The organism is Sedimentisphaera salicampi (assembly GCF_002117005.1).
In the GTDB taxonomy this organism is placed as follows: domain Bacteria; phylum Planctomycetota; class Phycisphaerae; order Sedimentisphaerales; family Sedimentisphaeraceae; genus Sedimentisphaera; species Sedimentisphaera salicampi.
Genome location: NZ_CP021023.1, coordinates 342537 through 357119, shown reverse-complemented (window position 1 = coordinate 357119; position 14583 = coordinate 342537). Strand labels below are relative to the sequence as shown.

Annotated in this window: 12 protein-coding genes; 7 read left to right on the top strand and 5 right to left on the bottom strand. The window is 42.8% G+C overall.

Annotation, left to right across the window (positions count from 1 at the left end; genetic code table 11):
• Positions 1-57: 57 nt before the first annotated feature.
• From STSP1_RS01310 to kaiC, 4 genes are read right to left on the bottom strand one after another with little or no spacing between them, the layout of a single operon-like run.
• The gene (locus STSP1_RS01310; protein WP_085754619.1) at positions 58-1680 is read right to left on the bottom strand and encodes a hypothetical protein; all 1623 of its coding nucleotides are present in this window, start codon (positions 1678-1680) and stop codon (positions 58-60) included.
• A 31-nt stretch (positions 1681-1711) separates the two neighbouring features.
• A complete protein-coding gene (locus tag STSP1_RS01305; RefSeq protein ID WP_085754618.1) occupies positions 1712-2944 on the bottom strand; it encodes a glycosyltransferase 87 family protein in 1233 nt (410 codons plus the stop codon).
• Between the two features lie 38 nt (positions 2945-2982).
• The gene (locus STSP1_RS01300; RefSeq protein WP_085754617.1) at positions 2983-3264 is read right to left on the bottom strand and encodes a circadian clock KaiB family protein; all 282 of its coding nucleotides are present in this window, start codon (positions 3262-3264) and stop codon (positions 2983-2985) included.
• Positions 3251-4717, bottom strand: a complete 1467-nt coding sequence (gene kaiC / locus STSP1_RS01295) for a circadian clock protein KaiC (RefSeq protein WP_085754616.1) — start codon at positions 4715-4717, stop codon at positions 3251-3253. Before kaiC ends, STSP1_RS01300 begins: the two co-directional genes overlap by 14 nt.
• A gap of 286 nt (positions 4718-5003) precedes the next feature.
• Between kaiC and STSP1_RS01290 the strand changes: the two genes are divergently transcribed.
• From STSP1_RS01290 to STSP1_RS01265, 6 genes are all read left to right on the top strand, one after another.
• Complete coding sequence (locus STSP1_RS01290; protein ID WP_123806945.1) at positions 5004-6584, top strand: hypothetical protein; 1581 nt, start codon at positions 5004-5006, stop codon at positions 6582-6584.
• Position 6585: 1 nt separating this feature from the next.
• Positions 6586-8277, top strand: coding sequence for an apolipoprotein N-acyltransferase (gene lnt / locus STSP1_RS01285; protein WP_085754614.1), 1692 nt, complete (start codon positions 6586-6588; stop codon positions 8275-8277).
• On the top strand, positions 8271-9269 hold the full coding sequence (locus STSP1_RS01280) for a HEAT repeat domain-containing protein (RefSeq protein WP_085754613.1): 999 nt from the start codon (positions 8271-8273) through the stop codon (positions 9267-9269). The genes lnt and STSP1_RS01280 overlap by 7 nt, the downstream gene beginning before the upstream one ends.
• A gap of 2 nt (positions 9270-9271) precedes the next feature.
• Positions 9272-9985 carry an RsmE family RNA methyltransferase gene (locus STSP1_RS01275; protein ID WP_085754612.1) on the top strand — a complete coding sequence of 238 codons (714 nt, stop codon included), beginning with the start codon at positions 9272-9274 and terminating at the stop codon, positions 9983-9985.
• 103 nt (positions 9986-10088) lie between these two features.
• Positions 10089-10856: an exodeoxyribonuclease III gene (gene xth / locus STSP1_RS01270; protein WP_085754611.1), complete on the top strand. Its 768-nt coding sequence runs from the start codon at positions 10089-10091 to the stop codon at positions 10854-10856.
• Positions 10853-12778: a hypothetical protein gene (locus STSP1_RS01265; RefSeq protein WP_085754610.1), complete on the top strand. Its 1926-nt coding sequence runs from the start codon at positions 10853-10855 to the stop codon at positions 12776-12778. The genes xth and STSP1_RS01265 overlap by 4 nt, the downstream gene beginning before the upstream one ends.
• Before the next feature lie 60 nt (positions 12779-12838).
• Here the strand turns inward: STSP1_RS01265 and STSP1_RS01260 are convergent, their stop codons facing one another.
• A complete protein-coding gene (locus tag STSP1_RS01260) occupies positions 12839-13501 on the bottom strand; it encodes a TetR/AcrR family transcriptional regulator (RefSeq protein WP_085754609.1) in 663 nt (220 codons plus the stop codon).
• A gap of 196 nt (positions 13502-13697) precedes the next feature.
• Here STSP1_RS01260 and dapF point away from each other — a divergent pair, with 196 nt between their 5' ends.
• A complete protein-coding gene (gene dapF, locus STSP1_RS01255; protein ID WP_085754608.1) occupies positions 13698-14573 on the top strand; it encodes a diaminopimelate epimerase in 876 nt (291 codons plus the stop codon).
• Positions 14574-14583: the final 10 nt, after the last annotated feature.

Below are 14583 nucleotides of genomic sequence, written 5' to 3'. Positions count from 1 at the left end.
TTTTATAAACTTATGCCAAAACATTCAAACGTATCAAGAGATTATGCCGAGGGCAAATCACATCACTTCATAAACAATATAAAGATCATTTTCAAAAACAACATCATTTTTACTGAGAAAACCTTTATTTTTATTGAGGAAGGCTTTATGCTCTGATTTATTGCACAAGATATGGCTTATGCCTCTGTTCTGAACGAAATTATCAAGCTCCCCGCCGGCTTGAGAGAAAAGAACCTCCACCTTATTCCGTACATCCTCCGGCGTTTGCTGAGTGCTCCCTGCTGATACCGGCGCTGAGCTGAATCTCAGTGCCCTGTTAGACTCTTTAATACCGGAAAGCAATGTATCTTCTTCAGTAAGGTTATTGGAGATATAGCTGTAGGCGGAATAGGCCTCTTGAGAATAGAAAAATCTTGAGTCTCTGATAACCACTTTCCCGAAATTTGCAGCAACTTGATAGGCAGGCGTAAGAAAAGTAATACAAAGCAGAAGCCCGCAGAGAGTATATGAAATTTTCGGCGGCAATTTTGTATTGGGAAGTCTCTTGAGAAACAGCACGAAAAACACAGCTAACGGCACACTAATACCGAGTATAAATCGCCTCGAAAATGCAAACGGCGAATACATCAGAGCCGTTTGTAGAAGGAGCCATATCGCCATAAATTTGAGCTCTAAGCTCATTTGCTTAAACTTGAAAACTCTGAGAATACATTCTACATAACCGAGGGAGAGCAGGCCGAAACCCATTAGAATCACAATAAAGTTTGGCGGTAGATTAACGTTCTTCTCCGCCCAGAGGCTGAAACCGGCATTCGTCTTGAGCACATAATACTGATAAAGCAGTGTGGCGAAAAATAAAACGCCGTAAGCAGAGTAGCCCCAGAAGACCCGCTGCTTAAACGGCCAGCTTTTGAAAAATCTGAACAAAAGGAACAAAGCAAAGGATATAAATGCAATTGGAACGAGGTCGTATGAATGAGAAAGACCGATGAGAAAAACAGAGCCGGCGGAGACCAAAAACGGTTTGAATGATTCTTTTTTTTCGCCAAAATATATGCCGCCGTAAATCAGAACTATAAGAAGATAGCTCCAAATGAAAAGAGGCGTATAGTTGATTGAGTTCCATACGGTCATCTCAGGCATCCAGAGATCGCCCGGGAAGGAAGACATCGCCTCCCCTGATACCTCAATACCCGAGATTAAACTGAATATCTTCCCAAACAGCCCGAAACCGGAGCCAAGCATAACAGCAAGAAGGCCGGTAGTAAGCCAACCGCCCGATACGACTTTTTTGAGCATCGCCCAAGCTGCAAAGCCAAATAACACAGAAAAAATATATTTGGAAACAAGATAAACAAGCCATAGAGGCAAATTCAAAAGCCCTGAAATCCCGCCAAGCAATAGGAAAAGGGTATGTATATACTCCCTCTCGTGCGGAATATCGCAGCTGAGGTTCAGAAATCTTATATGCCCATCCTGAGCCTGCTTCATAAAACTGTAATAGATATTCTGATCGTGGGCATTCATTAAATAGCCGGTGAAAAAGGTATCTCCGCTGAAGAGGCTGCCGGCAATATAAGGGGCGAGAAGAACTAAAGGTATGAGCAGAACAAGCAGCAGGCGGGCCTTATTACCGCTGTAAAACACGCCGATCTTAGAAAATTTTTTGATACTTCCCATAATAGCAGCTTTCTAAATTAATATATTCAACCTATTTTTGCGATTCCCTGTATCGTACAACTAAAAGATAAAATGCCCATATAGTGAGAAAGATGCAGGCTGCAGGCAGTACTGGAAACATATTTGCGTACTGATTTCGATTAAAACTTGTCAAATGAATGGCAGAATTACCTTTCACAAAACTACCCAAAAAATCCGCAGAATTGAATATGATCGACTCGGGAATAATAAAGAAACCAACAAAGCCTGAAGTTACAGCAGCCTTGAAAAACTTACCCTCCCTTAGGTAAATATTTATTAGATAAAGCGCAAAGGGCAAAACAAAAACAAGATCGTACAGTCGATGGTAAGATATCAACATCGTCAGGGAGGTAATAAAAAACATAAGATGCATACTTATGTTCTCATCTTTCCTGGTTAGGAACAGGGCATAGAAAAATAAAGCCGCACAGGATATTTTTGCGGTTAATTGCAACCATTTAACAGCAATGAAATCCAGGTGAATCATATTGTATCCGCTCACAGCGAATGTATTGAAGCCTCCCTCTGAAACCTGAGTTAATAGGGGTTCTGTATAGCTCGAATAGAGCTCGATAAGATTATGTCCAAGAAGCAGAGGAACTGCTGCGAAAAGCAAAAACAGAACAAATGAGAATATGCAAAGCCGGTAATTTTTTTTGAAAAACAGAGCAAGACCGTAAAGAGGCAGCATAGAGTATTTCAGCGCAGCGGCCGCACCAAAGAATAACACCTTAAGATAGAAATGCTTTGTTAAGAGAATCGAAATCAGAAAGAAAGTTACAATTATAGTGATCTGCCCGTGATCCAGCGATGCAAAATAGGGTGTGGAGCTCATAAATATGAATAAAGTAAGAAGGAAGCCTGAATCTAACAAATCTTTTTTATCGCTGCTTATCAGGCCTGTTTTTCTAAACAGCAAGTAGAAAAGAATGACAGTTATTATCACATTCAATACTAAAAATACATACCCTGCTGCAACTGAAGAAAAAAATGTGATAGGATAAAATATTGCAGTATATCCCGGAAATACAATAGGCGGTTTTCCCCATTGCAAAGACAAATTTTCAAGAATATAAGGATCAACCCCATTTCTGATAGTCTTTGTAATATCGTAATAGGCGAGAAAATCAATGAAACTGCTTTCATTAATAACAACTTTAATAAGCCTTAAAGCTGCAAGCAGACCAAACAGTCCGGTAGCACCATAAATAAATTTTCTGGAATAACTCAATTTACTTCCCATATTATTAGCTTTGACACCAAATTAAAGTCCATAACTAATCACAAATTGGGAAAAAAGGGTTTTAGAACAGCACTGTCTGAGAGTGTTCCGTAAACCATACCCCCTGGAGCCGGTTCAAGAATCTCAAGCGCCGGCGTAACGAAAATCCCCTTTTCCAGCGCAGTTTCTGGGTTTTTGAGCACATCTACAATTTTAAGATCGTATTCAAACGAATTGCATCTTCTGCACAATTTTTCAAGATTCTCAATGGCCAGAGTTGAATTTACGTTTTTTCCGGCCACATAAAGCCTCAAAACCATCAAAGTGTTATCGCCGCTCATCTCTTTTCTCCGCACCTGAATACACACCGCCTATTTTAATACCATTGTCTGTAATTTTGAAAAGATGACATTGATTTGAATGAGCCCTTGCTCTAGATTTTAGTATTAGCAGAAGGCGATTCAAACGCCCCTGAAATTCAACGTTTCTAAGCAGAATCACAGTGTCAATCACAGAAGAAAGATCAATTCCTGTAATTTCCCTACCCTCTCTCTCGTTGTCTGCAAGATTTGTCAGCAGAGTTGTAATGCCTCTCTGTTTGCAGTAGTTTATGAGCCTCAGGATATAATCGAAGGCCGCGTGCTTATCGCCCATACGCCTGCAGGCAGAAATGGCATCAACCACAAGAAATCCCGGGTTAAACTCTTCAATCAAACGAAAAACCCGCACCAGATGCTCCTCAACACCAAGAGCTTCGGGCATTACCGGGTGAAATTTAAGCAGACCTTTATCTATGTGGGCTTTGAGATTGATTCCCGGGCTGAGCATACCTTCAACGACTGCCTGCTGAGATTCTTCAAAATCTATATATAGAGCCTTTTCGCCGTTTTGACATATTGAACTGACAAACGAACAGACAAGGGTGGTTTTCCCTGTGCCTGAGGTACCTGAAATCAGGTTGCAGGAATTTCTCCTGTAGCCCCCGCCAAGGAGTTCATCGAGCTTTTCAACCCCGCTGGAAACTGATTTGCCAAGACCTTTGTGCTGGAGTGATGTGGTTGTAACGGGGATTATCTTAACCCCGTTGAGATATATTGCGAACGGGTATTCATTCCTGCCGAAGTCCGAGCCGCGACACTTCAGCACTCGAAGCCGCCTTGTGGCAATCTGATTGTAAACCCGCTGGTCTAACTGGATAACACAGTCGCAGAGATAGTCCAAAAATTCATAGCGGTTGTAATCCCCTTCATACTTTTTTATGGTAAGCGCAGTAGTTATCTGGTTGTCCTCCAGCCAATTTTTGAAACTGTACAATTCATTGCGTTCTTTTACAAGGTCGTCAAGGAGCCTGAGAAAGACATCCGGCCCGTCGATGAGGATTCTTTTTGAATTGATTCTTGCCGCCTCGCTATCAATAATTGCCAGCAGACCAGACAAATCAAACCTGCCTGAAAGCACCGCTTGAGGGTCTATCCTTGCTTCAATAACTGAAAGCTTATTTTCATTTTCAAGCTTCCTGAAATCCCAGCCAAGGGTTAAAGCGTTATTCTTCAGTGTTTCAGCTTTCTCTTCAAATGAAAGAATTATCCCGGGTTCGCCGTTAATCGCCCCGCGATATATAAATTCTGAACCAAGGATCGTCTTGCCTGTCCCTGGACCGCCGTTTATGAGCGTAAGCGAACCGGACGGCAGACCGCCCATCAGTATTTCATCCAAGCCATTAATTCCCGTAGCTGCCTTCGCGATCCCGGCAGTTTCGGGAAATTTTTCGTCTTGCGAAGATTCGGAATACATATTATCAGTACCCTTTCCAAATAGACCTGATTTCCCACTTTAAGCCCGAATAAAATATCAAATTCACAGGCTGATTTCAAGCAATAAAATATTTTTGAGATATCAAGATTAGCCATATCACCTAACCTTCACAGTTCTAAAGCGAACAAAAATAATAAGGCAAGTGTAAAAGGAATAGAGATATAAGCTTTAATATTGCAAAATCTTACCTGTGTATTTGTTTGACTTGAAGGGTTTAATATTTTAAAATCGGCGTATGATAATTTATTTATTCGAGGGCGCTATTATGAGAAGAAATATTATATGCATACTAATTCTGCTGTTCACTTCAGCATTGACTGCTGCGGAAAGGGATATCCCCCGTACCGGTCAGCAGGCCTACCAGCAGAGGCGAATCAACAGAAACACAAACAGAGCAAGATACACTACCCCTTCTACTCAGCTCCAAAGCAAAACAAGCCCTTACACGGGCAATTACAACTACTATGACCAGAAGCCAGGATATCAAAACTATTCCCGGGCAGGTATGGATGTAAACGGAAGGCAGTATAATCAGAACCCAATCACCACATATAGAGAGTACGACCGTTATTCCAAATCTTCTACGGGGCTCAAATACAGCTATCCTCTCAGCGGGACAAAACTCCCGCACAGAATCACTGACCGCTCTAACCTGAAAACCGGCATGCCAGAATACGAAGAATATCTGAGGAATAAAGTTCTCTCGGAAACGAGATACGGCCGCAACATTAAGATAGACTCCAACAAACTGAAAAACAGCGAATACTCTTCAAGGAAGGACGCAGACAGGTATTCTCTTCCCGAAAATTTTGAGCAGGAGCACCAAGACCTAATCACTAAAAAATACGTTCAGGATCTCATTGCCAAAGAGCAGGGAAAGGTAAGCAGTAAGGATCCTTTAGATGATATTCTAAAGCCGCAGCAGCCCGCAAGCCCTGATAAACAACGACAGATCAATAAAGAATCTGAGCTGAGAAGAACAGAAAACGAAAAGGTTAAGGAAAATTCACCGCTCCAGGATCCGGCGGCAAAACAGAAGCAGGAAGACATGGACGTGTTTGAAAGAATAAAAGACGAAATCCAGAACTATCAATCTGCGTCCCAAAAGAAAAAAGAAGATGAGAAAAAGTTAGACAGCGAAGACTCTTCAGATAAAGGCAATGAAAAACCCCTTTCGGCTAGAGAAAAATACGAGAAATACATAAAGGATTTTGAAAACCCGAAAACAGAGGCCGAAAAGGATATTGAAGAATCTCTGGAAATTGCTGTCCCTGAAGGTGATAATCTCCGCCAGCAGGCTGAAAACATCTTAGGTAAGCATTCAACCTTTGCAACGCTTTCAAACGACAAATTCAACACCTATATGCGAAAAGCAGAAAAGCTTATGTCTCAGGGGCAGTATTACAAAGCGATCAGCGCTTACAAAATAGCCAAGATTTACAAAAAATACGACCCTCTCTGCCATCTGGGGATCTGTTTTGCACAATTCGCCGCAGGCGAATATCTCAGCAGCTCAGTAAGCTTGAACAGGGCAATGCTCATATATCCGGATATAGTTAAAATGCGTGTTGAGCTCACAGACATTATAGGCAGCAGAGATATCATAGAAAACAGGATGGTTGATGTTGAGCGGTGGATAGAGAGAAACGGTTCAAGCAAACTGGTTTTCCTGCTTTCATACATTTACTATCAGATGGATAATCCGGACTGGGCACGTGAGCAGCTGCGGACGGCAAAAGATAATTTCAGAGATGAAGGATTCAAGAAAAATGCCGGACTGCTTGCCGAACAGATCGGCGCAGATTTCAGTTCATCAACTGAGGCTCAGGAGCAGTTAGAGCAGTAGTATGAAGCAGAAAATTCACCTCAAAGCCGCAGCCGCGGTATTCGCCGGGGCAGTTATGTGTGCTTTGTCTTTTGCTCCATACAACGTCAGCTGGCTGGCTTGGGTTGCTTTTGTGCCGGTTTTGCTGAGTCTTACAGCGGCTAAAGGCAAGTTTGCGGCTTTTACATTCTGGCTTGCAGGCTTCTCGCTTTGGCTTTTCAGCACAGACTGGTTTGTAAATATTGCATTCGCTGCTTGGATAACTGCCGCAGCAATAATGGGCATCAAATGGCTCCTGCTTTACTTTTCCGTGCGTTTTCTCCACCAGAAAGGCATTTTCTTCACGTTTGCTTTCCCCATCGTTCTTGTAGGGCTTGAAGCGATTCAGGGGTACCTTTTCGGAGGTTTCGACTGGAATTTCCTCGCCCACAGCCAATACCGTTTTCTGCATTTGATTCAAATTGCAGATATAACGGGTGCAGCGGGAGTTAGTTTCGCAGTGGCGATGGTAAACGGTTATTTGGCTGATGCGTTTCTGATAACCCGCCGGCTTATAAAGGAGAAGCCCGAAATAAACGCCAAGATGCTTGCCAAATACGGTGCTCTGGACGCTTCAGTGGTGATTGTTCTTGCCTCAGTGTTTCTTTACGGGCATTTCAGAATCGAAAACGAAAAGCTCTCTGAAGGCCCGCTTATCGGAATTGTGCAGCCGGACGTACCATCTACAGCCAAAGGCATACAAGTGAGCTACGATAAAATGCTCAAAAGGCTTGAAAAACAAACAGTGCTTTGCAGACAGAGCGGAGCGGATATTATTGCTTGGCCAGAAACTATGATACCAGCACCGATGAATAAAGAATACATTGAATGCTGCAGGAGCGATTCTCTGCCCCAAAAATTTTATAGAAGGCTCAAAAAACTCACTGAAGATTTCACCCTTATTGCAGGTGCGCCTTACGCAACGCTAACCATCGAAGACGGGAGCCTTCGGTTTGACGAGGAGTACAATTCTGCAATTATCTTCAAGAACGGGAAACTCCTTGATAAAAGATACGATAAAATTCACCTAGTACCCTTTGGAGAATATATACCCCTCGGACACATCAGCTGGATAAACGATTTGATTATGCACTTCAACCCCCAGGGACTGGACTTCACAATCAACCGAGGAAAAAGCTTGCAGAGATTCAGGCTTAAGGCTGATGGAAGAGAGATTTTAATCACACCTTCAATCTGCTACGAAGATACCGATGCAGAATTTACTAAGAAATCTCTTCATACCAACGGCGAAAAATCCGACCTACTTCTGAACATAAGCAACGACGGCTGGTACGTGAAATTTGACGGCGACGGCACAGCACGAGCAGGAAAAGAACATTACCAGAGAACAGCGATTTCAGCTTTCAGGGCTGTAGAGAACAGGGTAACTCTTATGCGTTCTGTAAATACTGGCATAAGCTGCACGATAGATCCACTCGGAAGGATAATAAACGGATACAAAGAGGGCAATCTTCCCGAGAAAGCATTAAACAGAGGAGCTGTTGAAGGATGGTTCAGCGATAATATAATACTCTGCCGAAGAAGAAGCTTCTTCAGCTGGCACGGAAGATGGTTTTCACGCATCTTTCTAAAGGTAATAATAGTTATATTTGCTGCAATTGTAATTGAAAAGTTATGGCTAAAGAGAAATAAAAAAAACGGAAGAAAATGCTGAAAGATAAATTTATCAAAATCAAGTATATCGCCGCAATCATTGTGTCAATACCGGTCATTTGCTCAGCAATGGGAGACAGCAGATCCAGAGGTGTTGAGGAAGGGCTGCCTTTGGAAGAAAAGGCAAGATGGAAAGTTATGGAAATTATGCAAAGCGGGAGCATCGATCTGCAAATGGACGCTATTGAAGTGGCAGCGAAAAGCGGCGATGAAACCCTTCTTTCTAATATTATGCCTGTTTTAAATGATGAGAAGGCCCCCGAGCCAATCAAATTTGCAGGCCTCATGGCGATTGGCGATGCAAAATATTCAGGGGGGCTGAAGTTTGCTGAGAAGTACAAAACAGATGAAAACCCAAATCTTAAAATGGCAGCGGCGTATGCCCTTATAAGACTCGGAAAAACTTCTAACTCTAACTACAAAATAATATTAAATCATCTCGATTCTGAAGATCAAAAAACTAAAGACAATGCGGTATTGCTTCTGGGCAAGGCTGGAGAACGAAAATATATAAGCGTTCTGCGATGGCTTTACAATAATGAAAACTCTACCGAGAGAACGAAGCTTTTGATTGTCGAAGCCCTCTCAAGGCTCAGGGATCCCGAAGCTCGCTCAAAGGCTTGGGCATTAATGATAAGTAAAAGAGCTGATGACAGAGTTATGGGCATCACCTCAATGCAGAAGCTCAAAACGCTTAAAGCCAAAAATGCGATACTTACTATGCTTGATGACGGGGTTCTTGAAGTGAGGCTGGTGGCTGCTGAAAATGCCGCCCTGCTCGGGGATAAATCCGGCAGGGATATCGTGCTGAATTTCTTCAAGAACAAAGTGAATACGCTGGACAAAAAAGACAGGGACCGCGCCCTGCTGCACGCAATAGATGCAGCGATGGCTATAAAGGGTGTTGACAGTGCCCAATATGTTCCTGATTATCTGGATTACAACTCTAAAAAGATCCAGCTCAAAGCTGCCCAAGCAATATTGAGTATGTAAAAATGCCTTTATTTTTCGCTGAAAATATCAATCCCACTACCTTTCTGGACCAATCAGAAACCAAGCATCTTGCAGCTTTCCGCATTAAAAAAGGCGATAATATACAAATATTCGACGGCAAAGGGAACTCCGCAACAGGTTTAGTAAGAGAGACAGGCAAAAACAGCACTGAACTTGAGATTCTCAGCAAGCAGACGGCCAGCCCACGCGAGAATGGTAAAATATCCCTGATTGTAAGTATCGCAAAGGGGCAAAGGTTCGACTGGCTCATCTCCAAAGCCGCAGAGCTCGGTGCAGATCGTATTATGCCCGCAGTATTTGAACGTACAGTAAAAACCGCCAAAGGGAAAAACCTTCTGGAAAGATACAGGAAAGTTGCAATATCAGCTTGCAAACAAAGCAGAAATTTATTCCTTCCGGAAATCCTCGCCCCGGCCCCCTTTGAAGAATATTTGAATGGGCTTAACGATTCGGTTTTGTTATCGGCAACTTTATCAGGTAATTCCGAAAGCCTTTTTAAGACAACACTAAATCCTTCAGACAACTATGCAGTATTTATAGGACCTGAGGGAGGATTTACGGAAAGTGAAGAAAAAATTCTCGAGCAGGCTGGCGCAAAAAGCATATCACTCACATCAACCATCCTTAGAACTGAAACAGCAGCAATCTGCTTTTGTTCGTTTTTAGCGGTTATGCGTGATTCGGCCAAAGTATAAAAATTACCTGCGGTTAATTTCAGTGAAAGGCTTATTTGTATTTACCGGAAAGGTTTATATGATATAATCTAAGAGAAATAATCTTTAACTATCCGAGGAACGAATGCTTACAGCCACTTTCAACGCAAATTCAATTAGAACAAGAAAAGAAATCATCAAAGACTGGCTTGAAGAAAAGAGCCCTGATATTCTCTGCATTCAGGAAACCAAAGTGCAGGATAAGGATTTCCCTTCATCCTTTTTCGAAGATATTGGATATAACGTATATTTCAGCGGACAGAAGAGCTATAATGGGGTGGCAGTTTTGTCCCGCGAAGAGGCTTTGAAAGTGGAATATGGGCTGGATACTGAGCCTGAAGACAAAAGCCGGCTGGTATATGCCCAGTATCCTGAAATAAATATAGTTAATACTTACATCCCACAGGGAAACAGTCCGGATTCGGATAAATTTCAGTACAAGCTCGATTGGTACAAAAGACTTAAGGCCTTTTTCAGCAGAAAATTCTCGCCGGAAGATAACGTTTTGTGGCTTGGAGATATGAATGTTGCACCAGAAAACATCGATGTTCACAACCCTGAAGGGCTACTTGGCCACGTATGCTTCAGACAGGAAACATGGGACGCTTTTAAGGATGTTATGAACTGGGGATTCACAGACATCCTCAGAAAACATTACCCGGAAGATGTTATCTATACATTCTGGGATTATAGGGCGGGCTCTTTCCCAAACAACAAAGGCTGGCGTATTGACCATATACTGGCAACCGCCCCTCTATCTGAACGCAGCATAAAATGCTTCGTGGATTTAGAGCCCCGGAAAAAACATAAACCAAGCGACCACACTTTCTTAGCAGCGGAGTTTGATATATGAAAGACATAATCTCAGACAACAGAAAAATATTAGTTATTCTGCTCAGTTTACTGCTGCCGGCAGCTCTTAGCATTGCAGGGCTTTCAGGAAGTTCGCTTGAAACAAAACGAAAGATGCGCCAGATCAACGCCAGAAGATTGTGTATGACAGGTCTTGCCGGCGAGAATACGCCGATTAGCATAAAGGGTTTCAGCTCGCTGTTTCTAAACAACGACGCCTTAAACGCGAACGAAGATATGCTCAGCTACCTGCAGGGCGAGCTCGGCTCTGCCGCTAAAGACGCTGACGAAAAGAGTGTACAGGATATTGAAGAGGACTTGGACTGGTGGCTGAGGCTTTATTTCGAGTTTCACCCGGATAAAAATCAGGGCAAGCACGCTCAGCTCAGCAGCACCCTTGCTAAAGAGCTTGAGTCGGTTTTCTTTACGTACGCTTCAGTTATGAGCAATTCGGAGGAAGTCCAGGGGGAGCTGATATGGGCAGTTGAAGGAAATAAAAGCAAAACAATTAAGCGTTGGATAAGAACCTACCTCTGCATAGAAGCAGTAAGAAATGAGCAGAAGTTCAAGGCCGCAGAATTCAGCGACGGCAAAACAATCGAATATCATTATGCTTTATGGACTGAATTCTTGGAACTATTTGTTCTTGAACACTGCAAATTCGGATTGTTTCCGGAAATTTTCTCAAGCCCTGATCAGGCCTCTATCCTGATTAGCCTGTTTAATCTTTATGATTTCACAAAAGACAGCGACCTAAAAAGAAAGGTAGATATTCTTATTACCTTTATCCTCGCAGACTGGTCTCACCTGCATTACAACGGGGTTTATGCTGGAGCAAGAACAGGGATGAATTTCGAATCTTCAGATATCTATTCCCAATCTGATAAATGGCGGTATTACACAGCACCGTTTGTGGGAAGCAGCAATGAATGGCTCGAAACCGAAAAAGATGTGTATGCAAACGACTTCGGGATCTATGTTTCCGCAACAACAAACTATCAGCTCCCAGATGTTGTTTTGGCAACAGCACTCGGCAAAAAACCTCGAAAGAGCTTTGTTTCAATATCTGCCTACCCTGCAAATATTATCGAAAAGCAAGGCAGAGAGTACCTTGATAAAGACGGGAAAAAATTCCTCTCATACTCATATGTAACAAATTATTACTGCCAATCATCAGTAATTGCATCACCAGAAGCTGTTAGTGGGTTTGAAGATGAAAAAAAAATGAATATTGCCTCAGATGCCTTCGAGAACATTATGAGCGGCCTGACTTTTCAAAGCAGCCCGGGGAGCATTATCTATCCGGTACTGAGAAACGGAGAAAACGAGATAAGAGAATACAACTCTTTAGTTTCTGTTCAAAATAAAAATATTACTCTTTACATGCCAAATCGAAGCAGATATCCCGAAGGTGCAGTTGAACTAATAATGTCATCTGGCCTTTCCTCTAATATGAGGCTAAGCAGCGGCTGGAAAATTTTCAAAACAGGCGGAGTATGGGTTGGAATAAAAGGGTTTTCGCCGAAGGACGGACAAACCACAGATGAAGGCAGATGGGCAAACGGCAGCAGGCTCATATTCGACAAAGAGAAAGGGCCTGTAGCAATGGTTACAGGGCTGAGCTATAAATACAAAGATTTTGAGGCTTTCTCGGCTTATCTTGAAAAACAGTTTGCTTCAATTGAAGATGGCAATCTTACTTTCTACGGCGTAAATACGGACAAAGAACCTGCGAAAATACAGACAGATCTCCAAGACTCCGAGCGGCCTTCTGTAAACGGAGAAAAACCTTCACTCCAAAGAGAATACCTTTATGACTGCCCCCTTATTAGGTCTAAGGAAGGCAGCGGAATCCTCTTTTTCAGCAATGAATCCAAAAGTATGGTAATCGACGTTGTAAAGGACATTATTTCAGAAAGCTGAAAAAACAAATGGCAAACACAAAACCTCCCGCCTTTTTGCGGGAGGCTTTTTATTTCTTTTTCAGCCCTTGTTCACCAACCCGTCTAAAAGGTAGTAAACTGAATCAACGTAAAGCTTTTCACCATCAAGCTTGTACTCTTTGAATTCGGGCATAGCCATCGTTTTCTGCAGGTTAGCTGAAGGCTTTATTAAAGACATCAATCCGGCAGACATTCCATAATGATAATAAATAAACTTCTGGCACTTAGTTACAGAAAGGTCAGGGAAGTATTTTTGTATAATTTCAGCTCCCTTTTCGATTAGGGGGAAAAGCCTGCTCTTGTAGTTGAAAAGACCTTTTTCGGAAGAATATCTCTCCAGTGAAGCGCCGAGTCTGGTAACCAGCCTGAGAAACCTCTCGCATTCCATTGTATTTTTCGCCCATGCAGAAGCAAAGACCTTAGCATTGCCCTTTTTAACACCGGAAAGATTTTTGGCCTGATAGTCGAGCATTAGATCGAAATACTTAATTACCAGTCTGAGGAAGATATCTTCCTTGGTTAAAAAATACCTGTAAATGTTAGGTTTGCTGATCCCCGCTCCCCGGGCGATTTCGTTAAGACTTATCTCTTCGAAATCTTTTTCCTGAAAGATCTTATCAGCAGACTGCAGAATTTCATCGGTGCGAAATTCCTTTTGCTCGGGGGTTCTTGCTCGAACCCAGTTCTCCCTTGGAGTATTCATAGTTACACCTCTTACTTTAAAAAATTACATCAACTTAATTACCATTTCCTGCAAAAGTAATTACCACGACAGCTCTTATTGAGTTTACAGCGGTAAACTTCTATTATTATTTTGACATATAAAAATTGAAATGCAAGAATATTTACATATAATGCTGTGAAAAATTGAAATATTTATAAAAAAGCGGGAAAAACAAATGAAATTTACTAAGATGCAGGGCCTCGGGAACGATTATGTCTACATAAACTGCTTTGAAGAGACAGTGGAGAACCCGGCAGAATTAGCAAGATGGGTAAGCGACAGAAACTTCGGAGTTGGTGCTGACGGACTGATCCTGATATGCCCCTCGCAGACGGCAGATGTGCGTATGCGAATGTTCAATTCAGACGGGAGCGAATCAGAGATGTGCGGAAACGGGATCCGCTGCGTAGCCAAGTACGCCTTCGACCACAAGCTTGCCGAACCCGGGACAAGCTTTTCTGTTCCCGGCCAGCGTCCCTGCCCGCATTCACTGAATATTGAAACCGGCAGCGGCATACTGAAAGTTGGTATTATTCCGGATGAAGAGGGTATCGCTGAAAGTGTATGCGTTAATATGGGAAGGCCAGTTCTTTCGCCAGATGAAATCCCAGTAAATTTTGAAGGTGAAAGGGTTGTAGATGAACCCTACGAGTATTCCGGCGCACAGCTCCGGATGACCTGCGTTTCGATGGGCAACCCGCATGCAGTGTTCTTCTGCGACGATCTGGAAGGGCTGGAGCTGGGAAAGATAGGGCCTTTCATAGAAACAGACCCCATATTCCCGAGAAGAACCAACGTGCATTTTGTAAAGGTAAACACGCCTGAGGAGATAACAATGAGAACATGGGAAAGAGGCTCCGGGATAACCATGGCCTGCGGTACAGGAGCTTGCGCGTGTCTTGCTGCAAGTGTTCTCAACGGAAAAAGTCAGAGGGCTGTGCTCTGCCACCTGCCCGGTGGAGACTTAGAGCTTCATTGGTGTGAAGAGGACGGGAATATCTATATGACAGGCGCTGCTACTGAGGTTTACAACGGCTACCTTCTCGGCTGAAGACTCTCGC